This is a genomic window from Bariatricus sp. SGI.161, from assembly GCF_050313695.1.
Lineage (GTDB): Bacteria > Bacillota > Clostridia > Lachnospirales > Lachnospiraceae > JAFBIX01.
The window spans coordinates 1-26,395 of the sequence record NZ_JBNPLX010000004.1 but is presented as its reverse complement, the minus strand read 5'-3'; the positions used below and the strand labels follow the sequence as shown (position 1 = coordinate 26,395).

At 40.5% G+C, this 26,395-nt stretch carries 30 protein-coding genes and 7 tRNA genes; 6 read left to right on the top strand and 31 right to left on the bottom strand.

All coding sequences use genetic code 11. The annotated features are described in order from the left end of the window. Position 1: 1 nt before the first annotated feature. Together ACQRBH_RS03540 and ACQRBH_RS03535 are read right to left on the bottom strand one after the other, a co-directional pair. On the bottom strand, positions 2-562 hold the full coding sequence (locus ACQRBH_RS03540) for an RNA polymerase sigma factor (RefSeq protein ID WP_427760904.1): 561 nt from the start codon (positions 560-562) through the stop codon (positions 2-4). A 23-nt stretch (positions 563-585) separates the two neighbouring features. Then, complete coding sequence (locus ACQRBH_RS03535) at positions 586-993, bottom strand: HIT family protein (RefSeq protein WP_427742722.1); 408 nt, start codon at positions 991-993, stop codon at positions 586-588. A gap of 86 nt (positions 994-1,079) precedes the next feature. Between ACQRBH_RS03535 and ACQRBH_RS03530 the strand changes: the two genes are divergently transcribed. Further along, complete coding sequence (locus ACQRBH_RS03530) at positions 1,080-1,844, top strand: sensor histidine kinase (protein WP_427760903.1); 765 nt, start codon at positions 1,080-1,082, stop codon at positions 1,842-1,844. Here the strand turns inward: ACQRBH_RS03530 and ACQRBH_RS03525 are convergent. From ACQRBH_RS03525 to ACQRBH_RS03470, 12 genes are all read right to left on the bottom strand, one after another. Beyond that, positions 1,773-2,387 (bottom strand): rhomboid family intramembrane serine protease, encoded by a 615-nt coding sequence (locus ACQRBH_RS03525; protein ID WP_427760902.1) that lies wholly within the window; start codon positions 2,385-2,387, stop codon positions 1,773-1,775. The two genes, ACQRBH_RS03530 and ACQRBH_RS03525, sit on opposite strands and share 72 nt — an antisense overlap. Before the next feature lie 159 nt (positions 2,388-2,546). Beyond that, the gene (locus ACQRBH_RS03520) at positions 2,547-3,266 is read right to left on the bottom strand and encodes a DUF6382 domain-containing protein (protein WP_427742718.1); all 720 of its coding nucleotides are present in this window, start codon (positions 3,264-3,266) and stop codon (positions 2,547-2,549) included. An 11-nt stretch (positions 3,267-3,277) separates the two neighbouring features. Next, positions 3,278-3,679, bottom strand: a complete 402-nt coding sequence (locus ACQRBH_RS03515) for a TadE family protein (RefSeq protein ID WP_427742717.1) — start codon at positions 3,677-3,679, stop codon at positions 3,278-3,280. Beyond that, positions 3,676-4,113, bottom strand: a complete 438-nt coding sequence (locus ACQRBH_RS03510; RefSeq protein WP_427742716.1) for a prepilin peptidase — start codon at positions 4,111-4,113, stop codon at positions 3,676-3,678. Before ACQRBH_RS03510 ends, ACQRBH_RS03515 begins: the two co-directional genes overlap by 4 nt. After that, entirely contained in the window at positions 4,101-4,919 is an 819-nt protein-coding gene (locus tag ACQRBH_RS03505) for a pilus assembly protein (protein WP_427742715.1), read from the bottom strand. The genes ACQRBH_RS03510 and ACQRBH_RS03505 overlap by 13 nt, the downstream gene beginning before the upstream one ends. A 90-nt stretch (positions 4,920-5,009) precedes the next feature. Beyond that, a complete protein-coding gene (locus tag ACQRBH_RS03500; protein ID WP_427742809.1) occupies positions 5,010-6,302 on the bottom strand; it encodes a DUF5702 domain-containing protein in 1,293 nt (430 codons plus the stop codon). Between the two features lie 104 nt (positions 6,303-6,406). Then, a complete protein-coding gene (locus ACQRBH_RS03495) occupies positions 6,407-6,583 on the bottom strand; it encodes a Flp1 family type IVb pilin (protein WP_235233607.1) in 177 nt (58 codons plus the stop codon). Positions 6,584-6,609: 26 nt separating this feature from the next. Then, positions 6,610-7,878, bottom strand: coding sequence for a type II secretion system F family protein (locus ACQRBH_RS03490; RefSeq protein WP_427742713.1), 1,269 nt, complete (start codon positions 7,876-7,878; stop codon positions 6,610-6,612). Further along, positions 7,815-8,570, bottom strand: coding sequence for a type II secretion system F family protein (locus ACQRBH_RS03485; RefSeq protein ID WP_427760901.1), 756 nt, complete (start codon positions 8,568-8,570; stop codon positions 7,815-7,817). Before ACQRBH_RS03485 ends, ACQRBH_RS03490 begins: the two co-directional genes overlap by 64 nt. After that, on the bottom strand, positions 8,497-9,729 hold the full coding sequence (locus ACQRBH_RS03480; protein WP_427760900.1) for a CpaF family protein: 1,233 nt from the start codon (positions 9,727-9,729) through the stop codon (positions 8,497-8,499). The genes ACQRBH_RS03485 and ACQRBH_RS03480 overlap by 74 nt, the downstream gene beginning before the upstream one ends. Further along, the gene (locus ACQRBH_RS03475; RefSeq protein WP_427760899.1) at positions 9,730-10,653 is read right to left on the bottom strand and encodes a hypothetical protein; all 924 of its coding nucleotides are present in this window, start codon (positions 10,651-10,653) and stop codon (positions 9,730-9,732) included. It abuts the gene before it with no gap. 207 nt (positions 10,654-10,860) lie between these two features. After that, positions 10,861-11,070, bottom strand: a complete 210-nt coding sequence (locus ACQRBH_RS03470; RefSeq protein WP_427760898.1) for a pro-sigmaK processing inhibitor BofA family protein — start codon at positions 11,068-11,070, stop codon at positions 10,861-10,863. A gap of 117 nt (positions 11,071-11,187) precedes the next feature. Between ACQRBH_RS03470 and ACQRBH_RS03465 the strand changes: the two genes are divergently transcribed. Further along, a complete protein-coding gene (locus ACQRBH_RS03465; protein ID WP_235233600.1) occupies positions 11,188-11,424 on the top strand; it encodes a YaaL family protein in 237 nt (78 codons plus the stop codon). 104 nt (positions 11,425-11,528) lie between these two features. Here the strand turns inward: ACQRBH_RS03465 and ACQRBH_RS03460 are convergent, their stop codons facing one another. From ACQRBH_RS03460 to ACQRBH_RS03435, 6 genes are all read right to left on the bottom strand, one after another. Then, positions 11,529-12,017, bottom strand: a complete 489-nt coding sequence (locus ACQRBH_RS03460) for a deoxycytidylate deaminase (RefSeq protein WP_427760897.1) — start codon at positions 12,015-12,017, stop codon at positions 11,529-11,531. Positions 12,018-12,039: 22 nt separating this feature from the next. After that, complete coding sequence (gene upp, locus ACQRBH_RS03455; protein WP_427760896.1) at positions 12,040-12,669, bottom strand: uracil phosphoribosyltransferase; 630 nt, start codon at positions 12,667-12,669, stop codon at positions 12,040-12,042. A 29-nt stretch (positions 12,670-12,698) separates the two neighbouring features. Further along, on the bottom strand, positions 12,699-13,760 hold the full coding sequence (locus ACQRBH_RS03450) for an L-threonylcarbamoyladenylate synthase (RefSeq protein WP_427760895.1): 1,062 nt from the start codon (positions 13,758-13,760) through the stop codon (positions 12,699-12,701). Between the two features lie 61 nt (positions 13,761-13,821). After that, positions 13,822-14,502 carry an N-acetylmuramoyl-L-alanine amidase family protein gene (locus ACQRBH_RS03445; RefSeq protein WP_427760894.1) on the bottom strand — a complete coding sequence of 227 codons (681 nt, stop codon included), beginning with the start codon at positions 14,500-14,502 and terminating at the stop codon, positions 13,822-13,824. 63 nt (positions 14,503-14,565) lie between these two features. Continuing rightward, complete coding sequence (locus ACQRBH_RS03440; RefSeq protein WP_427760893.1) at positions 14,566-16,482, bottom strand: glycosyl hydrolase family 18 protein; 1,917 nt, start codon at positions 16,480-16,482, stop codon at positions 14,566-14,568. A gap of 101 nt (positions 16,483-16,583) precedes the next feature. Further along, positions 16,584-16,796, bottom strand: a complete 213-nt coding sequence (locus tag ACQRBH_RS03435; protein WP_235233592.1) for a hypothetical protein — start codon at positions 16,794-16,796, stop codon at positions 16,584-16,586. Positions 16,797-17,220: 424 nt separating this feature from the next. On the opposite strand from ACQRBH_RS03435, the gene ACQRBH_RS03430 reads away from it, so the two are divergent. Beyond that, entirely contained in the window at positions 17,221-17,967 is a 747-nt protein-coding gene (locus tag ACQRBH_RS03430) for an adaptor protein MecA (protein WP_427760892.1), read from the top strand. A 55-nt stretch (positions 17,968-18,022) separates the two neighbouring features. Here ACQRBH_RS03430 and ACQRBH_RS03425 read toward each other — a convergent pair whose 3' ends face one another. Together ACQRBH_RS03425 and ACQRBH_RS03420 are read right to left on the bottom strand one after the other, a co-directional pair. Further along, on the bottom strand, positions 18,023-18,238 hold the full coding sequence (locus tag ACQRBH_RS03425; protein WP_427744769.1) for a DUF1858 domain-containing protein: 216 nt from the start codon (positions 18,236-18,238) through the stop codon (positions 18,023-18,025). A gap of 422 nt (positions 18,239-18,660) precedes the next feature. Then, complete coding sequence (locus tag ACQRBH_RS03420; RefSeq protein ID WP_427744768.1) at positions 18,661-19,563, bottom strand: NlpC/P60 family protein; 903 nt, start codon at positions 19,561-19,563, stop codon at positions 18,661-18,663. A 271-nt stretch (positions 19,564-19,834) separates the two neighbouring features. On the opposite strand from ACQRBH_RS03420, the gene ACQRBH_RS03415 reads away from it, so the two are divergent. The 3 genes from ACQRBH_RS03415 (at position 19,835) to rbr (ending at position 21,545) form a co-directional block, all read left to right on the top strand. Then, a complete protein-coding gene (locus ACQRBH_RS03415) occupies positions 19,835-20,248 on the top strand; it encodes a Fur family transcriptional regulator (RefSeq protein ID WP_235234225.1) in 414 nt (137 codons plus the stop codon). A gap of 97 nt (positions 20,249-20,345) precedes the next feature. Further along, positions 20,346-20,888, top strand: coding sequence for an NADH peroxidase (locus ACQRBH_RS03410; protein ID WP_427760891.1), 543 nt, complete (start codon positions 20,346-20,348; stop codon positions 20,886-20,888). A gap of 120 nt (positions 20,889-21,008) precedes the next feature. After that, the gene (rbr, locus tag ACQRBH_RS03405) at positions 21,009-21,545 is read left to right on the top strand and encodes a rubrerythrin (RefSeq protein ID WP_235234223.1); all 537 of its coding nucleotides are present in this window, start codon (positions 21,009-21,011) and stop codon (positions 21,543-21,545) included. Between the two features lie 55 nt (positions 21,546-21,600). On the opposite strand, the gene ACQRBH_RS03400 is transcribed toward rbr, so the two are convergent. The 9 genes from ACQRBH_RS03400 to ACQRBH_RS03360 all read right to left on the bottom strand — a co-directional run bounded on the left by ACQRBH_RS03400 (position 21,601) and on the right by ACQRBH_RS03360 (position 26,294). Next, a complete protein-coding gene (locus tag ACQRBH_RS03400) occupies positions 21,601-22,761 on the bottom strand; it encodes an AI-2E family transporter (protein WP_427760890.1) in 1,161 nt (386 codons plus the stop codon). 12 nt (positions 22,762-22,773) lie between these two features. Further along, positions 22,774-25,305 carry a cation-translocating P-type ATPase gene (locus ACQRBH_RS03395; protein WP_427760957.1) on the bottom strand — a complete coding sequence of 844 codons (2,532 nt, stop codon included), beginning with the start codon at positions 25,303-25,305 and terminating at the stop codon, positions 22,774-22,776. 247 nt (positions 25,306-25,552) lie between these two features. After that, positions 25,553-25,625: transfer RNA gene (locus tag ACQRBH_RS03390), tRNA-Lys, on the bottom strand. Positions 25,626-25,647: 22 nt separating this feature from the next. After that, positions 25,648-25,720: transfer RNA gene (locus tag ACQRBH_RS03385), tRNA-Phe, on the bottom strand. 21 nt (positions 25,721-25,741) lie between these two features. After that, positions 25,742-25,815: transfer RNA gene (locus ACQRBH_RS03380), tRNA-Met, on the bottom strand. Between the two features lie 29 nt (positions 25,816-25,844). After that, positions 25,845-25,917 (bottom strand) — tRNA-Thr (locus ACQRBH_RS03375). A 100-nt stretch (positions 25,918-26,017) separates the two neighbouring features. Beyond that, a tRNA-Tyr gene (locus ACQRBH_RS03370) sits at positions 26,018-26,099 on the bottom strand. A gap of 13 nt (positions 26,100-26,112) precedes the next feature. Then, a tRNA-Val gene (locus ACQRBH_RS03365) sits at positions 26,113-26,185 on the bottom strand. Between the two features lie 35 nt (positions 26,186-26,220). Then, positions 26,221-26,294: transfer RNA gene (locus tag ACQRBH_RS03360), tRNA-Asp, on the bottom strand. Positions 26,295-26,395 lie beyond the last annotated feature (101 nt).

Genomic DNA, 26,395 nt, shown 5'->3' with positions numbered 1-26,395 from the left:
TTTATGCATTATTCAAGTGGTCATATTCTTCTTTAAAATTCTTTTTAATCCATTGTCTAGCACGATATAACATACTGTGCAGTACTTCTAATGTTACTCCCATATTATCTGCCACTTCTTTTTGTGGCTTTTCTAATACATAAGTAATCGTTATCGCATCATACCATCTTGGATTCTTTTTATATAATGCCGCAAATATATCTTCTTTCAGCTCCATGAATTCGCGTTCTTTCATTTTTCTGAAAAATGCATCTTCCGGGCTGTCACAGGCTTCTGAGAGAATCTTTTCCTCATCTTCATCCATCTCTTCTACCAGATATTCTCGCGCCATATCTCTTTTGTAGTTCAATGCCATGTATTTCGCTGTTAAAAGCAGCCAAGATCTGGCGGCATTTATATTGATATGATCCATATTCATATATAATTTCAGAAAGACTTTCTGTGTAATCTCTTCTGCAGTATGATGATTTCTAGAGTATTTCATGGCTGCCTTATATACAATATCGTAATTATCGTTGTAAATTACATCGAAGGCAGTCTTTCCTATTGATTCAACTCCCACTTGTTCATCCTTCGCTTCCAAAATTATTTTATCTTAGATAAGATATCCTCTTTATCTTCGTCTGTCAGTTCTCCCATCTTCCAACCAAGACCGACATTATCATCTTTATATCTTGGAATCATATGCAGATGGAAATGGAACACTGTCTGACCTGCTGCCTCTCCATTATTCTGTACAATATTGTATCCATCGCATCCAAGGATATCTGTGAGCTTGGTAATCATCTTTTTCGCAAGAACCAATACCTTGGCTGCCACCTCATCATCCAACTCATAGAGATTCGCATAATGTTCTTTTGGAAGAATCAAAGCGTGTCCTTTTGCTGCCGGACTTGCATCCAGAATCACTCGAAAGTCCTCATCCTCATAAAGTGTAGATGTTGGAATCTCTCCATTTGCAAGTTTGCAAAATATGCAATTTTCATCTTTCATATTCTCATCCTTCTTTCCTAAAAATAATAATTGATTATTTTATCCGCCGATGCTAAACTGGTACTTCAGAAAGGGCGGTAATTACTATGTTTTCAGCGACAGACTACGACAAATTACAACAGATTATGAAAGAAAGTCCAGAGAAAAATGAACTTCTTACCAGACTATTAGAATCTCATCGGATGGAAATCAGTACCATCAGTCATGAAATTCGTAATCCATTGACACTCGTCTATAGTACCTTGCAATTAATCGAGACTCAGCATCCTGAAGTAACATCCTTCCGCCACTGGACAGAGATGCATCAGGATATTGAATATATGAAGCAACTATTAGAAGAGTTATCTTCTTATAACAATGGCGAACGCCTGCATCTGTCATCCGTAGATACTGAGAGCTTCTTCCAGACAATATCCTTATCCTTTGCCGCTTCGCTTCTGGATACAGATATTGAATTTACATCCAGGATCTCTCCTGAACTTCCTGAGACAATGTTAGACTCTACCAAGATCAAGCAGACCATTCTAAATCTCTTGGGCAATGCCAGAGATGCTGTTCTGGCTCGAACAGACAATATGCATCCTTCGATTTCTATGGATGTTGCATTGGAAGACAGCCATATTCTTATCTCCGTCTCTGACACCGGATGCGGAATCTCTTCTGAGGACATGAACTCTATCTTCGAACCTTTTGTTACTCATAAGAGAACCGGCACCGGACTTGGTCTTGCCGTTGCACAGCGAATTGTTCATGCACATCACGGAAGCATATGTGCCACATCAAAGGTAGGAATAGGCTCTACTTTTACGATTACGCTTCCAGTACAGCAGGATACTCAGCAGGAATCCTGATAACACCCCGCCAATATGTGCCATATTATCTACACCTGTACTTGTGAATCCATAATACAGGCTAAGAATAATCATAAATATAATTCCTTTGCCTGAGATATCACCGATTCTCCCGCGATTGCGAATCGCTACATATAATAATGCACCGATCAGTCCAAAGATTGCGCCGGAAGCACCTGCAGACACAGCATATTCGCCCGTCTGAATATCCCACCATGCGGACAGGATATTTCCGCCCAATCCACTCAGGATATAGATAAGCAGGAACTTGATCTTTCCAATCTCAATTTCAAGATTCCACCCGATCAGAACCAGCGTCACCATATTGTTCAGCAGATGATCGAATCCAAAATGAAGAAACATACAGGTGAACAGCCGGTAATATTCGCCTTGTGCGATCATCAGTGGGACATACATTGCTCCGTGCTTCAACATGAATGCTCCGTCTTCTGTCATTCCCTGAAAGGAAAGCACAAAAAATACAATCACATTGATTGCTGCTATTAAGATTGTACACGGAGCTTTCTTCACATTTTTTCCCATTATCACGCATCACTTTCTGGTAGCTTCTTCCATTTCTTTTGTTAAGTATAGCATAATTTTTTTGAGATAGTAACCAGTAACACTTTATTTCTTTTATCGAATGCTATTATTATGTATATATTATGTCATAATAATAGTAGAATATATTTACTGCGTAAATCACAATTCCTCTTCTTCGATATGCAATCCATCCCAATCTCCCCACTTTGGTTTTTTATGACGATTCAGAAAACGTTTCACCGGTGTCCACAAGTTCTCCGTTTCTCTCATAATGGAGCTGCCAAGTTCTTGTTCTGTAATCCAGTCATGCTCTGCTGTATCATACTCTATCATCGCTTTCTCCCTCTCCTCTGCAGATTTTTCTGCTGTTTCTGGACTGTGCATACACTCTGCCGTGAGTTTCTCCAGACTGTAATTCTCTTCCATCGTTCCTTTGTGTAACAAGAATACTAATCGGACACATTCCGCATCCTGATAGTCTGCCTGCTTTACAAAATATTCTGTCAACGTGTGCAATGCCTCCCACAGATCCTGCCTTGCCAATGGATAATAGCAGAAAAAGAAGCTTCCTTCTTCGTAAAACAGATATTCTGGATCTAACAGGATACAATGTATATTCAGAAGATATGTCTCAACTTCTTTTAATACTGCATTAAGATCTGCGAGAAAGTTTTTAATATCTTCTGCTCTTATTTTGCTTCTTTCAAACATGGCTTTCATGGATATTTTTCCGCTGACGTCATAATCATAGCAACTACATCCGTTAACTCCTCTGCCTCCCATCTTCAATATTCCATTTAGATGGTTGACCTTCAACATCTGCATCTGATAATCTTCCTGATATCGTATCGGTTCTTCTATGGTAATCTTACGTTCCATCTTTCTTACTCCTATCTTTGCTTCATTCTTCTCAGCTTCCGGATATATCGCTCCGGCTCTGTAACCTTTGCACTTTCCATTACGGATATCTTCATATAGTTATGGGAAGCATTCGCTCTTACTACAATCTCCTCCTCTGTCACCGTAACCGTAGTCTGAAAGCTTCCAAACAGAATACATTTATTCTTTGTCCGTTGAAAAAAGAGGGATTCTAACTCTCCCTCCGATATACCATCCTTTTCTCTTACCTTTGTACTACCTGCCACTGCAGTTTCATACGCCGCCCCTGCCAGGATGTTCTTATCATGATAATAGAACACCACCAGAATACACACCATGATCAAGAACAGAATCATAGGCATGAGAAATGACATCTCTACCGTCATGCTTCCCTGCAATCTCTTCATCTTCATCCCTTCATACCTCCTGCCAGCACCTGCAGCAGATATCCAATCGCCAGAAATGGGAAGAACGGAATAGATTGCTTCCGGGACATTTTCTTCCTTGCAAGGAAAAACACAGATACCAGCGAAAGTATGAAAAACGCGCCTGCAAGAACTTCCATAAGCTTCCATATTCCAAGGAAAATCCCCAGAATCAATATTGCCCAGCTATCGCCATATCCAATACCTTCACAGGTAACTTTACTGATATATAAGAACACGCCGCCTACGGCTGCACCTCCTGCAATCAGCCAGGGATCCATCTGTCCAATCATAATCTGATAGATGACAGCTGCAAGATTCGTCAACAACAGTATCTCAGCTGGTATTTTACGGAAATAAATATCCGACACCGACAGACATACCAGGATCATCTGACAAACCATCTGACTCAATGTCCACATCTAGAACATGCCCCCTTTCCTACTGCTTCAGATATCGGAACCGCATAGACCGTTCTCTTCAGTCCACTGCATGACAACGAACTATGATACCGGTCTCCTGTATCCGTAATATACACACCATCTCCTCCATTCCTCATACAATGTTCGCACGCATAATACTTTCCACCATCTGCATTTCGCATAGAAGATATGTCCGACGTCTGCACCATATGAATCGATAGATCCAGATGTGTACAATGATAATCTTTATGATAGACAAGCCCGGTCTCTGTTATATACACCGTCTCATCATCTTCCGATCCAAATCCTGCTTTTTCATATCCTGTCCACGCCTTGATCCGCATACTTTCCTGATACTTGACAGGGGCTACACCGAATAATGGAATCGGTAAACGTACTTTATAACGAACTTTCAATTCACCAATTCCTGTTCTGGAAGACATTCTGGACTCAGAGCAATCGATTCCACTGCTTCCTCCTTCTACAATACTCCTTTCCAGACGCTCGGCACCGACTGCATGGATAATATTACTTTCCAGACGGGACGGCATCAACACGGTAATCGGATACGCCTCTTTTGCTGCCTGCTTCCCTGCATATTGCAGACCACATCGAATAGATGTCTGAATAACCATAATCTCCATCAGGTACAGAAGACTTACCACCGCCAAAAAGAAGAGAGGCACTGCCATTGCTGCCTCTAATGTAATGCTTCCGGCAACAGAAGGTCTTTGAGAGGCAGATGCAGATGCCCTCCCAGAAAAATGGGAATAGATAGATTGTGAGGGGAGTATTGTTCTATTCATGGTACGAATCCTTCTCCTTTCTTCATATTTTATAAAACCCTTTTTCATGGGAAATTTGCTTGACAACTGAGAGGGCATCTGTATCTGCCTCTACTGGTAACCATAATAAGTCTTATATTGATAAGTAATTTCTCTGCGTAATCTGCTGGTCGTCTTTATCTCCATTCTGCTGACACAAAGATCTGCACGGAAATACGTCTGCCCATATATCTTCTGCATGTTCTGTTCTATGATCCCCAATGCTCTTTCTGCAATGATCTCTTTGTTCTTCAGGAACAGTATCATTCGCAGATATTCCCGATAATCCAGACCATCTGCTACATCCTGTCCTTCGCTTTTGTCTTCTTCTGTTCCAAGCTTTAGTAAACCTGCAAGCTGCAATTGCCAGCTTTCTTTTGACTTTGTCATAGGCACTCGATTGCCACTTAATAATGTTCTAAGATCCATAATCGTTTCTCCATATGACCACGCCAGAAGAATCCCCTGTGCTGCAGCTTCCGTTATTGCCGGAACAGCCAATAAGGAACACAATGTTGCTGCCATTGCCTCTGCTTCCGCCTTCATCTCACTGTCCGTCTGAATGTAGATATAATTAGGGACAAAACGCAATGCCATCAACCGCTTCACCACTGCTTCCAGATTCTCCCGGTCACTGTTCTTCCCGGCAAAAATATATTCCAGTTCATAATCCAGAACTCCGGTATGCTCTGTATTGGTAAACATCGAAAAATGTTCTAACAAGTATTCTCCAAAAAGCAGCGTTGATAACGTTCCCTCTCCATCTTCCACATCCGAAAATGTCCCATACCCCCTGTTCTGCTCCCGTGATGGCAGCATAATGCCTTCATCTACTTGCTTTTCCGATATGATCTGCTCCTTTGGGACCACCAGCTCCAATATTGGTGACTGTTTCAGCTGACCGACATAAGTAATGGGATTCTCTTCTTCTGGTAATTCTCCATTACTGTCAGCCAGAAGACCTTCCAGATACTGTTGTTGCTCCTGTTCTTCTTCTATATAAGTATCGGCTCTTTCCTCTTGCTGTTTCCATACGGAAGACAACCCAGTCTTGTCTTTCCATGTATCGATTCCATATTTCTGCTCCATATAGGATGCCACCTGTCCGCAAAAAGAACTACATCCAGAGTCTGTCAGGAACTGTATTCTCTCCATCTGATGTTCCATGCTTCCTGCACCATAGAAATCCATCCGATCCCATAGATTCTGTTCCGCATATTGTCCTGTCTCATAACTGGCATCTAATGCAAAGATATCGTATTCTTCTAATAATTCTTTCTGATATTCCGCAAACACACATTCCATTGCACGATTTACATCCGCTCTTTGGTAGTTTTTTGCCATCTGAATAGATGCACTTTCCATAATGCTGCACACAAAGGTGACCAGAAGAATAAAAATCAGGCTTAAATACGCAGTCACCTCTGCACGGCAGAATTTACAATCATATCTGTACACCATACGTATGATCAGATACCTGAACTTTCGCTGACAATTTTCTGAAAGATATTCTGTACCAGACTGGTTAACTGGGATTTGAATATAATGACCAATCCAATCAAGACCACCAATATCAAAATCACTTCCACCACTCCGATTCCATCTTCTTCTCTTAACTTCTCTCGTATATACCACAATCTCCACATATACATCCTCCTTCCTACTCCTGAAACTATATCTGCAAGGACATAAATGCCGGCACAATTACTATGATCAAAACCACTGCCAGCATTAAGAACATAGGGAACAATAACTTCGTCCCTGCTTCCTCACCCAGTTTTTTTGCTCTCGCTTTCCGCTCTTCAAATGCCTGAATGGATTCTAATTTTAGCATCTGTGTCAAACCTTTCATTCCTTTTCTCAGGTTCTGAGACAATAATGCTCCGAATCTTACGTACGCTTGTACATTGCAGCGTCTCCCAAAGTTCTCATAGCTTTCTGCTTCTGTTACGCCACTCTCCATCTCGTAACATGTCTTTTTCATTTCTTCGTATGCATAACGCGATCCCCAGACTGGTTTCTGTTGCTCATAATCCTCCACCACCTTTTTCCATGCTCTTTTTACTGTCATCCCCGCCCCGAGAAACAAGGTAATCTTATTCATAATCTCCGGGTAATCCAACATCATCTGCTGTTGTCTCTGCTCCGATTCTTTTGCCTGATTCTGTCTCTGAAGGACACAGAGTAGACCTCCAATCAACAGCCCCATTAGCATAATCACGACTCCTCGCTGATCCATCCTTTTATAATAGGTAACAGCTTGTCCTCCTATTCGGGATGGCAGAGATAGTATTTTGTCTTCTCGTTGTCTCTCTTCCTGCTTTTGCAATTCTTCTTTCATCTCTTTCGAATTCTCTTCCTCTTTGGTCAATGCTTCTGGACAGACCTTGACAACACATTGGTACAGCGCCTGTTCTTTTTCATCCTCTCGATAGGTAAGAACTGCACTCAATTTAACCAATGTTTCTTCCTTTAGTGCCTCTTTTTGTATCTCTCCTTTGACATTCATAACATCATAGCGATCCAGTTCCCAGGAGATATCCACCGGTTCATCCGGCACTTCTGTCAACAAGTTCAGATCTTTCTCCACATGATCCAGACTTTTATTTTCTGCGAGGATCAATGATTCCATTCTGCGGATCACTCTTGCAAATAGTTCCTGTACCTCTTCGGAAGAATAGTTTTGTTCTGATATCTCAAGCTCTACCGGGATTTTCTCCGATTCATTTTCCAACTTCACATCAAAACTTTCCATTTTGCTTCCTTTGCCATAAGTATTTCTTGTAATATGCTCTTCCATCGGTGTCATCGAAGAGAGGTAATCCATAAGAAAAATCAGACTTCCTAATAGCAGAATGCCTCCTGGCACCAGTATTTTTAGACTTCGATCCTTATGATCCTTAATCCAAGATAGTATGCGGCCAAATAGATGACCAGACATATTGTCATCACTCCAATCCCCAATATATTTCCGTACAGGCATTCCATAAATTCAGGAAAACTTAACGACATATATCCGATAATTGCATAAGGCACCACCGACATTACCCGGAACTCATATCTTTTTGCAGCTAATATGGTATCTATCTCTCTCTTTACATCCATCTTATCTCCAATCTGATTTGCCGTATTTTGTATAATAGCAATCATATTACCACCACTTTTCTTTGCCGCCACAAATACAGTCACAAAGTTTCTGACATCCTCTGTCGGTGCCCTCTGCGATAATTCTTCTAATATCTGTTCCATAGGAACGTGCACCCGCAGCTGTCTTACAATCATCTGAAGTTCTTTTGATATTCTTGCTTCTTCGGGATAGATCTTCTTTAATTCCTTCTGTGCCTCCCGAAATGCATTTTCCACAGAATAGCCTATATTCATCGCAGAAGACACTGCCAGTATTGCTTCTTTAAACTGTAGCTGGAATTCCTTTTCTTTCTGATTCGCCTGTTCTTGTACCAACATCCAGAAGTTCCATCCACCCACCGGTGCCAGAAGGAAGACAGCCCAGAGGGAACGGTAGAAAAGCCATGCGGTTATCCCTGTAATTGCAATAGATTTAATCGTAATCCATGTATATTCGCTCTTTGTGATATCCTGCTGCCAACAATTTTTCAGTATGTGTAATCTCATGGACCTTCCTCCATTCTCCCTGAATCCGTCCTTCTTTTTCACCAGTTTCTTCATATTGGTATAATGTCTGAAGCTGAATCTCTCCTCCTGTATAACCAAGTACCTCGGTTACTTCCAATACTTTTCTGCTTTTGTCACGAAGCCTGCCCAGATGCACGATTACATCCACACCAGATGCAATCTGACGCTGGATAGCCGGAAGTGGTAATTCCATTCCCATAAGGACCATGGTCTCCAACCTGCTTAACATATCTTTGGGACTGTTCGCATGTCCGGTACTCAGACTTCCGTCATGACCTGTATTCATAGCCTGCAGCATATCAATGGCTTCTGCCGAGCGTACTTCCCCCACGATTAACCTGTCCGGCCTCATTCGCAAGGCCGACTTAATCAGATCCCGGATCGTTACTGCCCCTGATCCTTCCACATTGGCATTTCTGGCCTCCAGCCTCACTAGATTAGGTACATCCTGAATCTGTAATTCAGCATTGTCCTCAATGGTTATGATTCTCTCCGTTTTTGGAATAGATTGCGATAATGCATTTAAGAAAGTGGTCTTCCCTGATCCGGTTCCTCCACTTATGAATATGTTATATCCGGCAGCCACTAATGTGGCAAGAAATGCCGATACTTCTCTACTGATGGATTCCCATGCAATCAGTTGCTTCATGGTAATCGCTTCTTTAGAAAACTTACGAATTGTTACAATCGGTCCGTCAATCGCAATGGGCGGCAGAACGATATTCACCCGGGAGCCATCCAATAGCCTTGCATCCACAATGGGGGATGCTTCATTAACCAGCCGGTTAGATCCCGCCGCAATCTGCTGCACAACATCCTCTAACTTCTCTCGCGATACAAACCGCTTATCCGACTGATAGATTCTTCCATCTTTTTCAAAAAAGATGTTCTGGGTTCCATTGATCATGATCTCCGTAATATCTTCATCCTCCAGAAATTCCTGAAGAATATTTAATTTGCGGAATGCATTGAATAATTCTCTTCCCAGGAAAGTCTTCTCAGCAAGGGAAAGATACTCTTGTGCAGACACTTCCTGCAGCACTCTATAGATTAGCTGCGTCAGTTCTTCATCTTCCATCTCCCTTGTCATATCCATCTCTTCCAGAATTCTGGCGTGAAGCTGTTCTGCCTGTATCATCTATCTCTTCAGCTCCTTCTTCACCATCTTACGCCGAACATCATCATATCCAAGCAGATGAAGTTCTTCTTCAAACTGTTGTAGCTTTGCTTTTGCCTGTACATCTTCTGTCTTCGGAACCGGGACGTAGATCTCTGTACATATTCTCAACAGACCGTAGACTTCTCTTATTCCTTCATCAATATCCAGAATTATCACATCATAGATACTTTGTTCTGTGATCTGCCGAAGTAGATCACACCATTCTTCCAGAGAGACTGCTTTGATATCTTCTGACACTCTGACCGGCAGAAGATAATCTAACGCTCCCAGATGCCGCACCAGTGTAGTAAGCATAAACCCAAGATTCTTACTCTCCTGCCTGGAATAATAAAGCACATCCGCCAGAGTCTTTTCTTCTTCTGGGAAATATCCTCCGATTCCACCGTAGAGTTCCAGATTCAGATACAATACATTCTCTGATATGGCCATCTCTTTTCCAAGCTCCAGACAATAAGAGGTCTTCCCAATTCGATGAACCGGCGAAAAGATTCCTATGATTTTTGTCCTTCTGGTTTTCACTGTTCGAAGAAAGAATTCTCCAGTTTCATTTTCTTCACTGCATCGGCCAATAACTTCTGCCAAAATCGATTCCCCAGATTGATACTTGTACACCTTCACTTCATTAGGATCAACTTCTGTCTGTTCAGATTCTGCAAGAACAAAGACCGTTCCCGCCCGAATCTTACTCCGCTCTTCTCTTGGAAATCTTCCGCCGATCAACATAATATCAATGGAAGTATCCTGCTGAATTGCCCACACCTGCATAAGACTGTTGCACACCTGTACTTGAAAAGCAAGTTCCTTTTTCTTCATCAGAAATGCGGCAAAAGCAGCTGCATACTTCTCTTCCTGGTCACAGATCACCAGACTTCTGCTGCTCACATAATATCCCTCCTCTTACAGTTCTTTTGTCTTACTAATTGTTCCTTGAACTTCTGCCGAAATGGCATAGAATAACTTGAATAACATGAATCTATAGAATGAAATCATCAGATACAAGTCACGGGATGTAACTTGTAGGACGATTATAACCTACACCTTCCGCTTTGTCCATCCCGTTTTTAGAACTTCTCAAACTTTGTGCATTGTTCACAGAATTTGATAAAAAGTAATTCCATAAAGGAGTGCAACCCCAGGCGTACCAAGGATTCCAGATGTCAATACAGTGACAGGATTTAATCCTACCTGCGCAGGAATTCCCTGAGAAGTCAGAAATTCATTTACAAAAAATATGAGTGCGCTTCCCACAATCGCCCGAACAATAAACGGAATCAAAAAATGTGAGTGCTGTTCTGACATACAATTCCTCCCAAACAACTTTTCTAATATTATATATTCGTCCAACACGTATTTTATTCTCATTATTTGTCTATACTAGAAAAAAGAGGATTTCTTATCTGATTACGGAGGTTGATTATGCACTTATTTGAACGCAAGAATACTGCAGAAGAGGATATCTACAAACGACTGTCCTTTGACCCACAGGCCGATACTTTGATGGAAGAAATCGCACAGACACGCCAGGAACTGGAAGATGCTTACAACCATTTTCAGAATGCTTCCGATCCCGATCTCATCGATGCTTACATTTATAGCGGAAATGCTGCGTGGATGCGCTATCGTTTTCTGCTGCGGCAGGCCAAGATCATCTAACATCTAATCTATAGCTCTATCTGGCAGCATCTTCTTCTCAATGTATACAAAAAGAGTGGAAAATGGTACCTTTCTCCATTTTCCACTCCTTTTTTTGATAAATATTACAATCGAATCGTAATCTCTCTGTCACTTCTGTGATACTGATGATAATTGACTCCCGCTGCGTCGAACATTCTCATAGATGCCTGTACTGCCGTCGAATTCTCATATTTATTGCTGTCGTAGATAACTTCCTTGATTCCGCTCTGAATAATCGCTTTCGCACATTCATTACATGGGAACAGCGATACATATAACTTGGCTCCTTCCAGGCTTCCTCCGCGATAATTCAGAATCGCATTCAGCTCACTGTGAACGGTATATACATATTTCGTATCCAAAGGATCTTCCCCTTCACGATCCCACGGAAATACATCATCTGAACATCCCTTTGGCAATCCATTATATCCCATGGACAGAATCTTATTATCCTGACTTACAATACAACATCCTACCTGCGTATTGGGATCTTTGGAGCGCATACCTGAGAGCATGGCAACCCCCATAAAATATTCGTCCCAACTAATATAATCTTTTCTTTTATTCCCCATAGCACATTCCTCCTGCGCCATCTTATTTTGTTCCGAAAATCCGGTCTCCTGCATCTCCAAGTCCCGGGACAATGTATTTGTGATCGTTCAGATGATCATCCAATGCTCCAATATATATATCTACATCCGGATGTTCCTCCTGCATTCTCTTTACACCTTCCGGTGCTGCGATAATGCACATAAAGCGGATATATTTTACACCCTTATCCTTCAACATCTGAATCGCCGCAACACTGGAACCACCTGTTGCCAGCATCGGATCTACTACAAATACTTCTCTTTCATCGCAATCTGATGGCAATTTACAATAGTATTCCACTGGTTCAAATGTCTCAGGATCACGATACAGTCCAATGTGTCCTACTTTTGCTGCCGGTATCATACTCAGCATGCCATCTACCATTCCAAGCCCAGCTCTTAAGATTGGTACTACTGCCAGCTTCTTTCCACTTAATTCCTTTCCAACCGTCTCACAGATCGGCGTCTTAATCTTTACATCCTGTAATTTCAGATCCCTCGTAGCTTCATAACACATTAAAGATGCAATCTCCCCTACGATTTCACGGAATTCCTTGGAACCAACTTCTTCTCTGCGGATGTAACTGATTTTGTGCTGAATCAATGGATGATCCATAATCTGTACCTTAGACATTTTCTTTTCCTCCTCATATGATTTATATGTTACGTGTCACTTTCCATGTGAATGACATGATGTCCTGCTGCCTTCAGGAGGCGATTCATAATCGCACTTCCGATTCCTGCTGTGGCAAATGCTTCACTATAGATATAATCTACTCCGTCATTGTCAAATTCTCTTAATATTCCATATAAATGACTGGCAATCGTTGCTTCGTTCTCTCTGGTGCCAATACTTTTCACATCTCCGGCCACATATTGTCCTATCGTCTCTTCGGTGCCAATAATACCTACTTTGCATCCGGCTTCCATCTTCTCTTTTGTCAGACGGTTAATCTCCTCTACGACTTCCTGAATTGCTCCTTCTACAATGGTAAGCTCTGCCTTCGGTGCATAATGTCGATACTTCATCCCCGGAGCCTTTGGAGCCTTCTTACTGTCTGGATTGATCAGAGTCTTGTCCACAGATACTTCGCCAATTAATTCTTCCAGCATCTCTCTGGTAATCGCTCCTGGACGAAGAATCATTGGAGGTGTGACAGTCATATCCAAAATCGTAGATTCAACACCAATATCTACCATTCCTCCGTCTACAATCATATCAATCTTTCCGTTCATGTCCTCTTCCACATGCTGCGCAGTTGTAGGACTTGGCCGCCCGGAAGTATTGGCGCTCGGGGCTGCAATATAACCTCCTCCGGCCTCAATGACTTCTCTTGCAATCTCATGACTCGGCATGCGCACTGCTACCGTATCCAGACCTCCGGTTGTTCCAAGAGGAACCACCTCACTTTTATCAAATATCATCGTTAACGGTCCCGGCCAATATGCATCCGCAACCACTTTCGCCGCAGCCGGAATTGATGTCGTAATCTTATCCAAAGCTTCCATATTTGCAATATGCACGATCAAAGGATTATCAGATGGCCGCCCTTTCGCTGCATAGATCTTTTTCGCCGCATCCTCATTCAATGCATCTGCTCCCAGCCCATATACCGTCTCCGTTGGAAATGCCACCAGACCGCCTTCTTTTAAGATGCGGCCGGCTTCTGCTATAATATCTGTATCCTTTTGAGTTTTATCAATCTTCTTTATAATTGTCTTCACGATATTCCTCGTTTTCTATGTCTGTATACTTCTATTGCTTTCCTGAACAGTATACTACACTCTAGTCGGTAAGACAAGTTTCGATTCCCTGTACAATTGCCTGTGCAAGCTGTTGTTGATACTCTTCATTTACAAGTTTTTCTGCTTCTTCAGGATTGCTCAGGAAACCGCATTCCACAATAATGGTCGGTACCTCCGTTCTTTTTAACAGATAATAAGTGGAATCAGCCTTTGCCTGTCTGTGATTCTCTTCATCTACTTCCAATAATGCTTTCTGCATTACTTTCGCTGCTTCCTCTCCTTCCTGAGAATGCGTATAATAGAATACTTGTGCCCCATGGATACTCTCGTCCTGATAACTGTTCTGATGGATACTGACAGTGAGTCGTGGCGCTGTATCGTTGATCAGCTGAACCCTCGCTTTCATATCCTGCACTTTTTGATTTGTTGCACCTGCTTCTGCCAATGTGGAATCATCTTCTCTGGTCATGACTACTTTGATCTTCTTTTCCTCCAGTAATGTTTTCACTTTTTTCGCAATCTGAAGATTAATCTCTTTCTCTTTCGCTCCGTTTACGCCAATTTTACCGGGGTCATTTCCGCCATGCCCTGAATCAATTACCACAATATCTTCTTGCTGTTCAACCTTTTCACTGGATACATATTGCTCCAATCTTCTACTGGCGGCAATCAATCCAACCAACAACAACAGTAATAAGACAAATTCAACTTTTCTATACAAAAAAATACCTCCCGACAGTCTCTATATCTAACTATATGACTTCAAGAGGTATTTTAATCTTATTTAATTGACATATTTCAAGATCAGATTCCAGACTTCTGAACTTTCCTGTCCCAAAGCCCATGCAGCTGTTCCTGCAAGCTTATTATCTTTCATGAGTTTCAATTTTGGTTCAATAGACTGTTCATCCTCTAGCCAGATCTCATAAGTTGTGTTTTCTACTGTCCAGGTTGCATAATTCTGCTGTGTCTCTTCGTCCCAGGTAATCTCTGCACCAGCTTCTGCTACCTTTGCCTGAGCGCTGGCCATATCCAGAGCCTGACTGGTGACATTCATCGTATATTCAGCCTGATCTGTTCCTTCCTGTTCTTTCAACTCTTCGTCTGTCTTCGGAGTTTCTTCCCACAATCTTGTAAAGAATGGAATTCCACTGATAATCTTTTCTGCCGGAACTTCTTTTAATGTCTCTTCTATTCCTTCTTTTACAAAATTATATGAGGATACAGATCCAGCCTCCGGTGAGCCAGAAAAATGTTCATCATAACCCATGATTACAACATAATCTGCTACAATTCCCTGCTCTTTACGGTCATACTGCATATTATAGCCTTTTGGAACATAATTATCCACAGACAATACGATTCCATTCTGCCTACATCTTACAGATAGTTCACGGATAAACTGAATATAATGTTCTCCGCATTCTTCTGAAATCTTCTCAAAATCCACATTAATTCCATCAATTCCCACTCGCAACGCTTCAGATATTAACTGATTGATCAGATTCTCACGCTTAGAAGTATAACTCAGGACTTCATACGACTCTTCATAAGAGCTGATTCCTCCATCAAAATCACGCACCGCTGCCCACACTTCTATGTTGGATTGATGTGCATAATTAACATAATCTGCGGATGCAATGGAATCAAGATTACCGTCCGTATCCGATACATGGAACCATGTCGGCGCAATTGTCGTCAGACCCTTACTCTCTGCAATTCGCTGCAGCACGGTGCTGTTCGCATCACTGTTGGTCACGTTGTGCCATGCCATGTTTATCGTATAATCCTTGGTTATGCTACTGAACTCCTGCTCTTCAAAATCTCGGGAAATCGTTTTCGTCTCCTCTTTCTTCAGGGCATTATTCTTCACATATCCGATAAATCCATCTTTGGTACGGACTTTCTTCCAGTTCTCTTCACTTTCAATGATGGTAACTTCATCCTTTTTATTGAGTTCTGTCAATACCGGGCTCTTTACACCACCTTGATAACGGACCTGGGTGTCTCGTTTCACAGTTGCCACTGTCGTCTCTCCCCAGTCACTGATTATCATTACCCGGCTTGGATCATCATATATCTCATACTCAATATTCGTATATTGTTGTACAAAATCTAATGCGATATAAGCTGTGCTTCCTTCAGTTTTCAGAATGACGTAGTCTTCACTTTTCTTTTCTTTGGAAACGCTATAATCCTTGCTGCCTACTTCCACGGTGACCATATCGTTCGGAAGTGTATACAAGAGAACATTTTCATTAGGATCCCAGTAAAACCGGCTGTTGATATAATTTCTTACAACATCATACTGGACATAAACTTTTCCGTCTGATACCATACCATGAGGTTCTACCACCTGATTATCAACAGTAATCGCTACTTGCCCTTCCTGTTCTATCCCATAATATTTATTCAAATCATATTTTTCCTTCGTCGGGCTGTATCTTTTCCATACAAATGCTGCTATAACTGCCAATACTGCTAATATGATTACTAAAGACATCTTGATGATAAGATTCCTTCTTCTTCTCCGCTTTGACTGTTTTCTTCTGGCCGGTGATTTTTTAATTCCTGGTCTGCCTGACTGGGGTCTTCTGGATTCCTGAACCCGCCGTCTTCTGACATTGTCTCTTTGAGGCTGCCGTCTTCTGGGCTCCTGGCCTCCTGATGCTACACGGCTTCTTCTTTCTTTATCTTCCATACTGTACCTCCTATTAGCCTCTATTATAGCAAAATCAGTGACCCACGTCATTATTTATTTCGACAATTATTTTGCGGGGTATTCGCATTTTACATGATTAATTATTTTTCAATACTGTCGAACCACAATTCCTTAATATCGCCTTTATCGTTCAGCACATAATCTCGCATATAAGCAATATCTTCCCGTATCATATGTGCCTGTACAATCTGCATAGGACTTGCCGGTATCCCATTCATTCTAAGATCGACTTTCCTTTTTTCATAACCGGTTAATTCTTTAAACATTCGTTGTAAGTCAACTTCATCCCCCAATTTCTACCCTCCTTCTTTATACCAGATGATAACTACGGCTGCGACTGCATATAATATAAAAGGAGATGCCGTGATACAATTCTTTTACATGTCACAGCTATTTAACATAGAAGATAGCTCTGGTCATAGGTCTATATCTCATTGTTCCATGGTAATTTGCCGAAACGGCTGCTTTATGATTGATACTGATTGATTTCTGATGTTTATAGATTCAATGATTCATATGTTTAGAAATGAATTAGAAATAAAATTTGGAAATTCTCCCACCTTTGTTCTAAGAACGTAGTCATCCGGGAAAACTATCTTCTAGTATCGTCATTATATCCGATTCAATTTTTAAACGCAAGCACTTTTTGATTTTATACTTATTTTATTGAACATCTGACATTTTCTATGCTATACTACATTAAAAGGAAGTGATAATATGAAGATTGAAAAACTCAACGACAATCAGATCCGCTGCACTTTGACGCGTGCCGATCTCGCTGCCCGCCATCTTCAGTTAAGCGAACTGGCCTATGGAACCGAAAAAGCTAAATCACTTTTCCGCGATATGATGCAACAAGCAGCCTATGAATTTGGTTTTGAAGCAGATGATATTCCTCTTATGATCGAGGCTATTCCTGCTTCTTCTGATTCTATCGTGCTGATAATTACTAAAGTCGAGGATCCTGAAGAACTCGATACCCGTTTTTCAAAATTTGCACCTTCATCCATCAGCGAATGGGATGCAAAGAAAAAAGATATTTCAAATAAACTGGAAGGTGCAGATACCCTGTTAGATTTACTCGGTAAAATGAAGGAAAAGTTCGGCAGCGCCACTGCGTCAGATACAGATGAAAGTACGGCACCGTCAGAAACTGCAGACACACACACATCTGAATTGCGGTTATTTTCATTTGCAACAATGGAAGGTGTCCTGAAAGCAGCTCATCTGCTTGACACCATGTACTCTGGTTCTAACACTCTGTATAAAGATCCAGGCGAGAATATATATATTCTTGCCCTGTCACAGTCAGAACACACGACCAGAGATTTCAACCGCATCTGCAATATGCTTTCAGAATATGGAACTTTGGAAGTTTCCTCCGGTGCTACTTTGGCATTTCTGGAAGAACATTGCGAGATTCTTGTATCTGCCAATGCAATACAGGAACTATCAAAAATCTGATCATGATAAAAAGAAGCTTTGGAATATCCCTAAGCTTCTTTTTTCATATACTATATTATGCATTAATTGTTGCGTTGAGTTTCTCAACTAATAAATCAGGATCAATTCCATGTCCCATAGCACCCATCTCGATGGATTCCATCTGTGAATGTGGACATCCGATACATCCCATTCCTGCTTCTACAAGAACGTCAACGATCTTTGGGCATTTCTCATAGTACTGCTCAAGCAGCTCGGCAAATGTCATATCCTTTGTAACCTGTGCCATCATGACACCTCCTTTTCTCTTCAGTGTTTCCATTATAGTCGGTTTTTATCATTGTGTAAACATTTTCAACGAATTTCTTTCTAATATTTGACTTCTTGGATGTCAATATTTTTTTCGTTTTTTTTCGACAAAACATCATTTTTATTATAAGTACACAAAACATCCGTTCTTTTATTTACCCTGAGTAATCCCCAAAATTCTTTGCTTTTTATGTGGATAATGTGGATAATTTTTAAGAAACATCGTTTTTTCCACCTTTTTTGGCTATTTCGATGTGGAAAACTTGGATAAGTCCGTTTTCCATTTTTTTACATTTTTTTACATTTTTGTCTATTTTGTACACTGTCATGACAAACATTTTACATATATAAAAATCCCAGGAATAATCCCAGGATTTTTTGCTTTTTCTTAATATTCTGTATATTCTAAATTAATCTTCTGACTGTTACAATATTTGTGTAAGTGGCCGGCAGAATTCCGATTCCTTTTGCACTGTTGATTGCATTCACAATCTGACCGTTACCCATATAGATTCCTACATGTCCGTCATACAATATAATATCGCCGGGAATTGCCTGATCATAACTGACAGCAGTTCCCACATGTTCCATATCCCATGTTGTACGAGGCAGACTGATTCCAAAATGTGCAAATACTGACTGGACAAATCCAGAACAATCCGCACCATTCGTCAGGCTTGTACCACCCCACACATAAGGATTTCCAATAAACTGACATGCATAATCAACAATTGCCTGTCCCATTCCCGCCTTCGCGGCAGCCTCTTCCTGAGCTCTCGCAGCAGCTTCTTCTGCTTCTTTTGCAAGTCTTGCTTCCTCCTCTTCTCTGGATTCCGCATAAGTAAATACGTCCTCAGGATTCTCTGTCCCGGAATTCTGTATCATATCCTGAGCCTTTTGTTCTGCATTATTTCCTATAATAATGTAGTCAGAATATACATAGCCTGTTACCGTACCTGATTGAACCTTCGTCCACTCTCCGACCGGTCCGATAATCTTAGCTGCATAATCAGGATATAACTTGCCGACCCACTCACTGTCCGTTGTCGGTTCACTTCTTATATATAGAAACGACTGGACATTGGCAAACGCCATATCTAAATACTCACCCTTCTCTGTCGGCACAAGATAATCATCTACTTCGATTTCTTTATCTGCCAGATAGCAATTACTTAGCACTTCTTCAATTCCCACTTGCGGTAATACGTTATCAGTTGCTGTATCTTCAGCATGCACCGTAGCAGGAAATGCTGTAATAGCTCCCGTTATTGTAACTAAGAACAATCCTTTTTTAAGAATAGAATCCATAAACTCCCTCCTTTATGTTTTCTTATCTTTTGTAAATATTACAGAATTGTTACATATGTTACGCAATAATTATATCATCCACAAAAGTTATGTCAAGGCTATTTATCAATATTTTCTTCGTCATATTATACGATGATTTCTTAATAAAATACATTTTTTACCAATTATTTTATTACAAATTGTTACATTTTAAATTTATTCGTTGACAAATGAAATACATTCATATATACTGATTATAATAACAATTATCATTATTGAAAGGAGCGTAAAAATGGCAAACTTAAAATACAGCCGGCAGCGGGCATCTATCAAAGAATATTTGTCACATACCATGGAACATCCAACTGCTGATACTGTATACATGCATGTAAAGGAAGAATTTCCCAATATTAGCCTTGGCACTGTATACCGCAATTTAAATCTGTTAGCTGATATGGGCGAAGCCATTAAGATCCCCACTCCTGACGGAGGCGATCGATTCGATGGGCGGACCGAACCTCATTATCATGTTGTATGCCAATCTTGTGGCAACGTTTTTGATCTAGAATTAGATGAAGCACATATTCATTCCATTAATGAACTTGCCAACCAACATTTTGCTGGCACAATCGATTCACATACAATGCTGTTCTACGGAATTTGCGGGGAATGTGAGAAACGAAAAAAGGAAAAAAACTTAAAATAACGATTGACATTTATCAATAACTATGGTAAATTAATATCAGTAATAATTACTAATATTAAAAACAATAAAATTTAAATAAGAAAGGGAGATAATTATCATGAAAAAATTTGTATGTACAGTATGTGGTTATGTTTACGAAGGAGAAGCAGCTCCAGAGAAATGTCCAGTATGTGGCGTTCCAGCTGAGAAGTTCAAAGAGCAGACAGGCGAAAGAGAATGGGCTGCAGAGCACATTGTTGGTGTAGCTAAAGGCGTAAGCGAAGATATCCTTGCTGATTTAAGAGCTAACTTTGAAGGAGAATGCTCTGAAGTTGGTATGTATCTTGCAATGGCTAGAGTTGCTCACAGAGAAGGATATCCAGAGATCGGTCTTTACTGGGAAAAAGCTGCTTACGAAGAAGCTGAGCATGCTGCTAAATTCGCAGAGTTGCTTGGTGAAGTTGTAACTGACAGCACAAAGAAGAACCTTGAAATGAGAGTTGACGCTGAGAATGGTGCAACAGCTGGTAAATTTGATCTTGCTAAGAGAGCAAAAGCTGCTAACCTTGACGCTATCCATGATACAGTACACGAGATGGCTAGAGACGAAGCTCGTCACGGCAAAGCATTCGAAGGTCTGTTAAAGAGATACTTTGGCTAAGATATAACATTTACTACAGAAACTCATTATAAATGAATAAACCCTACGCTTCGAAGAGTCTACTCGGTTATGCGTAGGGTCTTTTTCCAAAAATAATTAATACATAAAGGAGATTATCATATGTCTAAGTACGCTGGAACTAAAACAGAGAAAAATCTTATGGATGCATTTGCCGGTGAATCAGAAGCACGTAACAAATATACATTCTATGCTTCTGCTGCTAAGAAAGCTGGATTCGTTCAGATGGCAAATATCTTTGAAGAAACTGCAAATCAGGAAAAAGAACATGCCAAAATGTGGTTCAAAGAATTCCATGGAATTGGTGATGTAGCTGAGAACCTCGCAGACGCTGCTGCAGGAGAAAATTATGAATGGACTGATATGTATAAACGTATGGCTGCAGAGGCAAGAGAAGAAGGATTCGATGCACTGGCTGCCAAATTCGAACTTGTTGCAGAAGTAGAAGCTGCACATGAGAAACGTTACAACAAGCTTCTTGAAAGCTACAAATCAGGCACAACCTTCAAAGGTGATGCTCCTCTTGGATGGAAATGTGGAAACTGCGGATATATTTACATTGGAGAAGAAGCTCCGGAAGTATGCCCTGTATGTGCTCATCCAAAGGCTTATTTTGAAAGAAAAGTAGAAAATTACTAAAATAAACTGGAGATAGTGGAAAATCATTTCCGCTATCTCCTTTTTTATTGTCATTTTAAATAATATCTGCCGGATTTATCTTGCGTTGTTTTAGTTTTAAGTATACAACTTCCCGGAATAATGCATATACAACTGAAACAATAGGAATGAATATGAGCATTCCTACTACCCCCATAAAACTGCCGCCAATACTGACTGCCGCCAACACCCAGATGGAAGGAAGACCAACAGAACTTCCAACCACATGAGGATAGATCAGATTACCTTCGATCTGCTGCAATATCAAAAACAATACAATGAATATGAGCGCTTTAATTGGATCTACCATAAATATAAGAAATGCACCTACAATACACCCTATAAACGCTCCAAAAATAGGGATTAATGCAGTAAAGGCAATCACAATTCCTACAAGCAGAGCATATGGCAACCGTAAGATTGACATCGTAATCACAAACATACATCCCAAAATAATTGCTTCCACACATTGTCCCGTCAGAAAGCTGGAAAATGTATTATAAGTCAATGACAGCACTTCTAAAGTTGCTTCTGCTCTTCCTTTTCTCACAAAGGCAAATAACACTTTCTTAGCCTGAATGCTTAATTTTTCCTTCTGTAATAAAATATAGATTGCAAAAACAAAGGCAATAAAGAATGTTGCTATTCCGCTTACTATACTTTTTGCCGCCATAATCGTAGAATCCAGGACACTGCCAGCTCCATTTTTCAAAAAATTGATTCCTGCATTCATAATCTTATTCCAATCAAATTCCAGATGATTTACCCAATTCATAATTTCCTTATTATCATGGAATAAAGTCTCTGCCCATTTTTGAATTTTCGGAATAAACGCCTGTATACTGTTTCCCAGACTGGCAAAAGTATTTCCCAATTGAGGAATCAATACAAACATAACCAACACAATAATTCCAATCACACAAAATAATACAATCAGCATACTTAACGGACGTGCAAGCTTCTTTATAACCTTTCTCTTTTCAATCTTATCCTCTGGAAAGAGATGCCTTTGTATAAAATTCATCGGAACATTAAGTACAAATGCAATTGCTCCACCAAGAACAAATGGAAAAATCACATGAAAAATAAATGCCAAAACACTTATGACGACATCATATTTCCAAAAACATGCCATAATAATTGCCGCAAATATAATCAACCCTCTGATCTTCTTAACTGCTTCATCACTTATATTCATACTTTCTCCTTTTTATCTTCGAATCCATTTTAACAACTGAATAACAGGAAGATTCAACAATGCCAAACCATATACTATCAGAAGTTGATAAATATCCAGACTTGCCACTTTGAATAATCCTTGTAATCCAGGTATCGTCAATACCCCAGTAATTAATATCAGCCCAATTAAAAATGCTCCTATCAGATAAATATTATTGAAAAATCGTTTTGTGAAGATAACAGGTCTTCCTGACTTACAGTTAAATCCATGCACTAACCGACTGGTACACAGAGTTCCAAATGCCATTGTGCATGCTAACGCGGTACTGGTTCTATATCCTATTAAAAATCCAATGATAGTCATGATTCCTATACATAGACCTTCCGTTCCTATACTGGTAAGATAATTTTTTGTCAAAATGGATTCGTTCATTGGTCTTGGTTTTTGCTTCATCACTTCTTCTGTATGAGGCTCTAATCCCAATGCGATCGCCGGTAAACTATCTGTAAGAAGATTAATGAACAAAAGATGCACAGGTTCAAATGGCACTGGAAGTCCAGCCAGTGATGCATATAATACTGTCAAAATACCCGCAAAGTTTCCAGACAATAAAAATTGAATGGAATTCTTGATATTCTGATATATATTTCGACCGTTCTCAACAGCTTTCACAATCGTAGCAAAATTATCATCTGTTAATATCATAGCTGCAGCATCTTTTGAAACTTCACTTCCTGTAATTCCCATTGCAACACCAATATTAGCCTGCTTTAATGCCGGTGCATCATTTACGCCATCTCCTGTCATGGCAACAATATTTCCCTTTTCCTGCCATGCCCGAACAATTCGGATTTTATGTTCTGGTGATACTCTGGCATACACAGAAATTCCTTCCACAAAATCCTGAAGCTCCTCATCTGACATATCTTCGATAACTGCTCCCTCACATGCTTCTGCATCATCCTTTAATATTCCGATTCTTTTCGCAATTGCCGCTGCCGTGATCTTATGATCACCAGTAATCATAATCGGCTTGATTCCCGCTTTTATACATTCTTCAACAGCTGCTTTTGATTCTTCTCTCGGAGGATCCATCATCGCTATTAATCCCAGAAATGTCAGCTCATTTTCACTTTCTAATGTCAATTCCTGTTCCATATCTAGTTCTTTATAGGCAAATGCAAGGACTCTCAATCCATCTCTGGAAAACTCCAGATTCTGTAATTCAATTCGCATTCTATCTTCTTCAGATATATCTCTTACAGTATCGCCAATTCTAATATGGTTCATACGGTCAACTAAAACATCCACCGCACCTTTTACAATCATAACTGGCTTATCAGCAAATCTATGCTCTGTAGACATTAACTTTCTATCACTGTCAAATGGAATCTCAGCTATACGCGGATAGCTTTCTCTCACTTTTAGGGCATCTATTCCCAAATTATTTCCAAGATTAATCAGAGCTGTCTCTGTTGGATCTCCAATCTCCTGACCATCTGTATTAGTAGAATCATTACATAAAATGCTATATTGAAGAAGCATATCCTGATTCTCATGATTCAAATCAATCTTATCTGCAGAGATTCTCTTTTCATCTATATAATAATCTTCAACTGTCATTTTATTCTGAGTCAAAGTACCCGTCTTATCTGAACAAATAACAGAGACACTCCCAAGCCCTTCTACAGCCTGTAGTTTTCTGATTATAGCATGCTCTTTTGCCATCTTTTGTGTTCCAAAAGATAATACGATCGTTACAATAGAACTCAAGGCTTCTGGAATCGCTGCTACCGCAAGTGCCACTGCAAATAGAAATGCGTCAACTACAGATCCGCCTCTCATGACATTTAGCCCAAATAATATTGCACAAAATACCAGAATAATAATAGATAATTTTCTTCCGAAATCATCCAGATTTATCTGAAGTGGCGTTCTCTTCTCTGAAGTCGTTTTTAATAAACGTGCAATCTTACCTACTTCCGTCTCCATGCCAATCTCTGTAACTACATAGGTCGCTCTTCCATAAGTAGCAAAACTTCCGGAGAAAACTTTATTCGTCTGGTCTCCAAGTGCTGCTCCTTCTGGAACTTCATCCAATGACTTTTCAACCGAAAGACTCTCCCCTGTCAATGCGCTCTCATCAACTTTCAGACTTGCGCATTCTAAAAGCTTCCCATCTGCCGGAATACAATCTCCGGCTTCAATAATTACTTCATCCCCCACAGTAACTTCTCTGGATGGAATCTGTATCAACACACCATCTCTGATAACTTTTGCTTCCGGTGCTGACAGCTTTTTAAGACTATTTAAAGATTGCTCTGCTTTTACTGTCTGCACGGTTCCAAGAATGGCATTCATTGTGATTACAACAAAAATAACGATTGCACTTTCTGCATCTCCCAGGAATCCTGACACAATTGCTGCTATAATTAAAATAATTACCAGAAAATCTTTGAATTGCTCCAGAAAGATTTGAAAAACACTCTTTTTCTTCCCTTCCACCAATTCATTAAATCCATATTTCTTTTGATTCTGTCTTGCCTGTTCATTTGTTAACATCATTCAACCTCACTTTCTCGCAATAGAAGAAAAAAGACTCCTATTGCATAAATTAATACTTATGCAATAAAAGTCTCACCATTTCATTACGATACGGATGATTATTCATCGTATTGACGACATCGCAAACGCCGACATATTAATCAACGCCAGTTACTCCCTTTTATTATGAATCAATATACTTGAAAATATACTAATTGTCAAGTAAAAAAAACTCTTTAAAGATACATTCCTTAAAGAGTTTAACTGAGCGTGCGGGGATTCGAACCCCGGACAACTTGATTAAAAGTCAAGTGCTCTACCACCTGAGCTACACGCCCTTATAATATTTAGTAAATAAAATGCCCAGAGCCGGAATCGAACCAGCGACACGAGGATTTTCAGTCCTCTGCTCTACCGACTGAGCTATCTGGGCGAATGCACATTGCTGTGCGAGTTGCGGGGGCAGGATTTGAACCTACGACCTTCGGGTTATGAGCCCGACGAGCTTCCAGACTGCTCCACCCCGCGATATGAAATTAATGTCTTTTTCAAGACTAAGCCGATGATCGGACTCGAACCGATAACCTGCTGATTACAAATCAGCTGCTCTGCCAATTGAGCCACATCGGCACAAGCCTGATGGCTATAGATGAAAAATTATCACCTAATGGATGGAGAAGGATTCGAACCGTTTTGGTTTCAGCAAACAGTTGATTCTTTCAACATCTAGTGGATGGAGAAGGATTCGAACCTTCGAAGGCGTCGCCAACAGATTTACAGTCTGCCCCCTTTGGCCACTCGGGAATCCATCCAAATTAGTTTAAGTGGGACCAATAGGGCTCGAACCTATGACCCTCTGCTTGTAAGGCAGATGCTCTCCCAGCTGAGCTATGATCCCATATTAAATTCTAATGTCGTATCATTCGATACGGACGACCCAGAAGAGACTCGAACTCTCGACCTCCGCCGTGACAGGGCGGCGCTCTAACCAACTGAGCCACTGGGCCTCGCTATGAGCACTTAGCGACTATATCATGGTCGCTTACGTGCGATGCATGTCGACGCAGTTAGTGAGGTTTCTCACGAACTTACAAGTCGACGCAAAAGG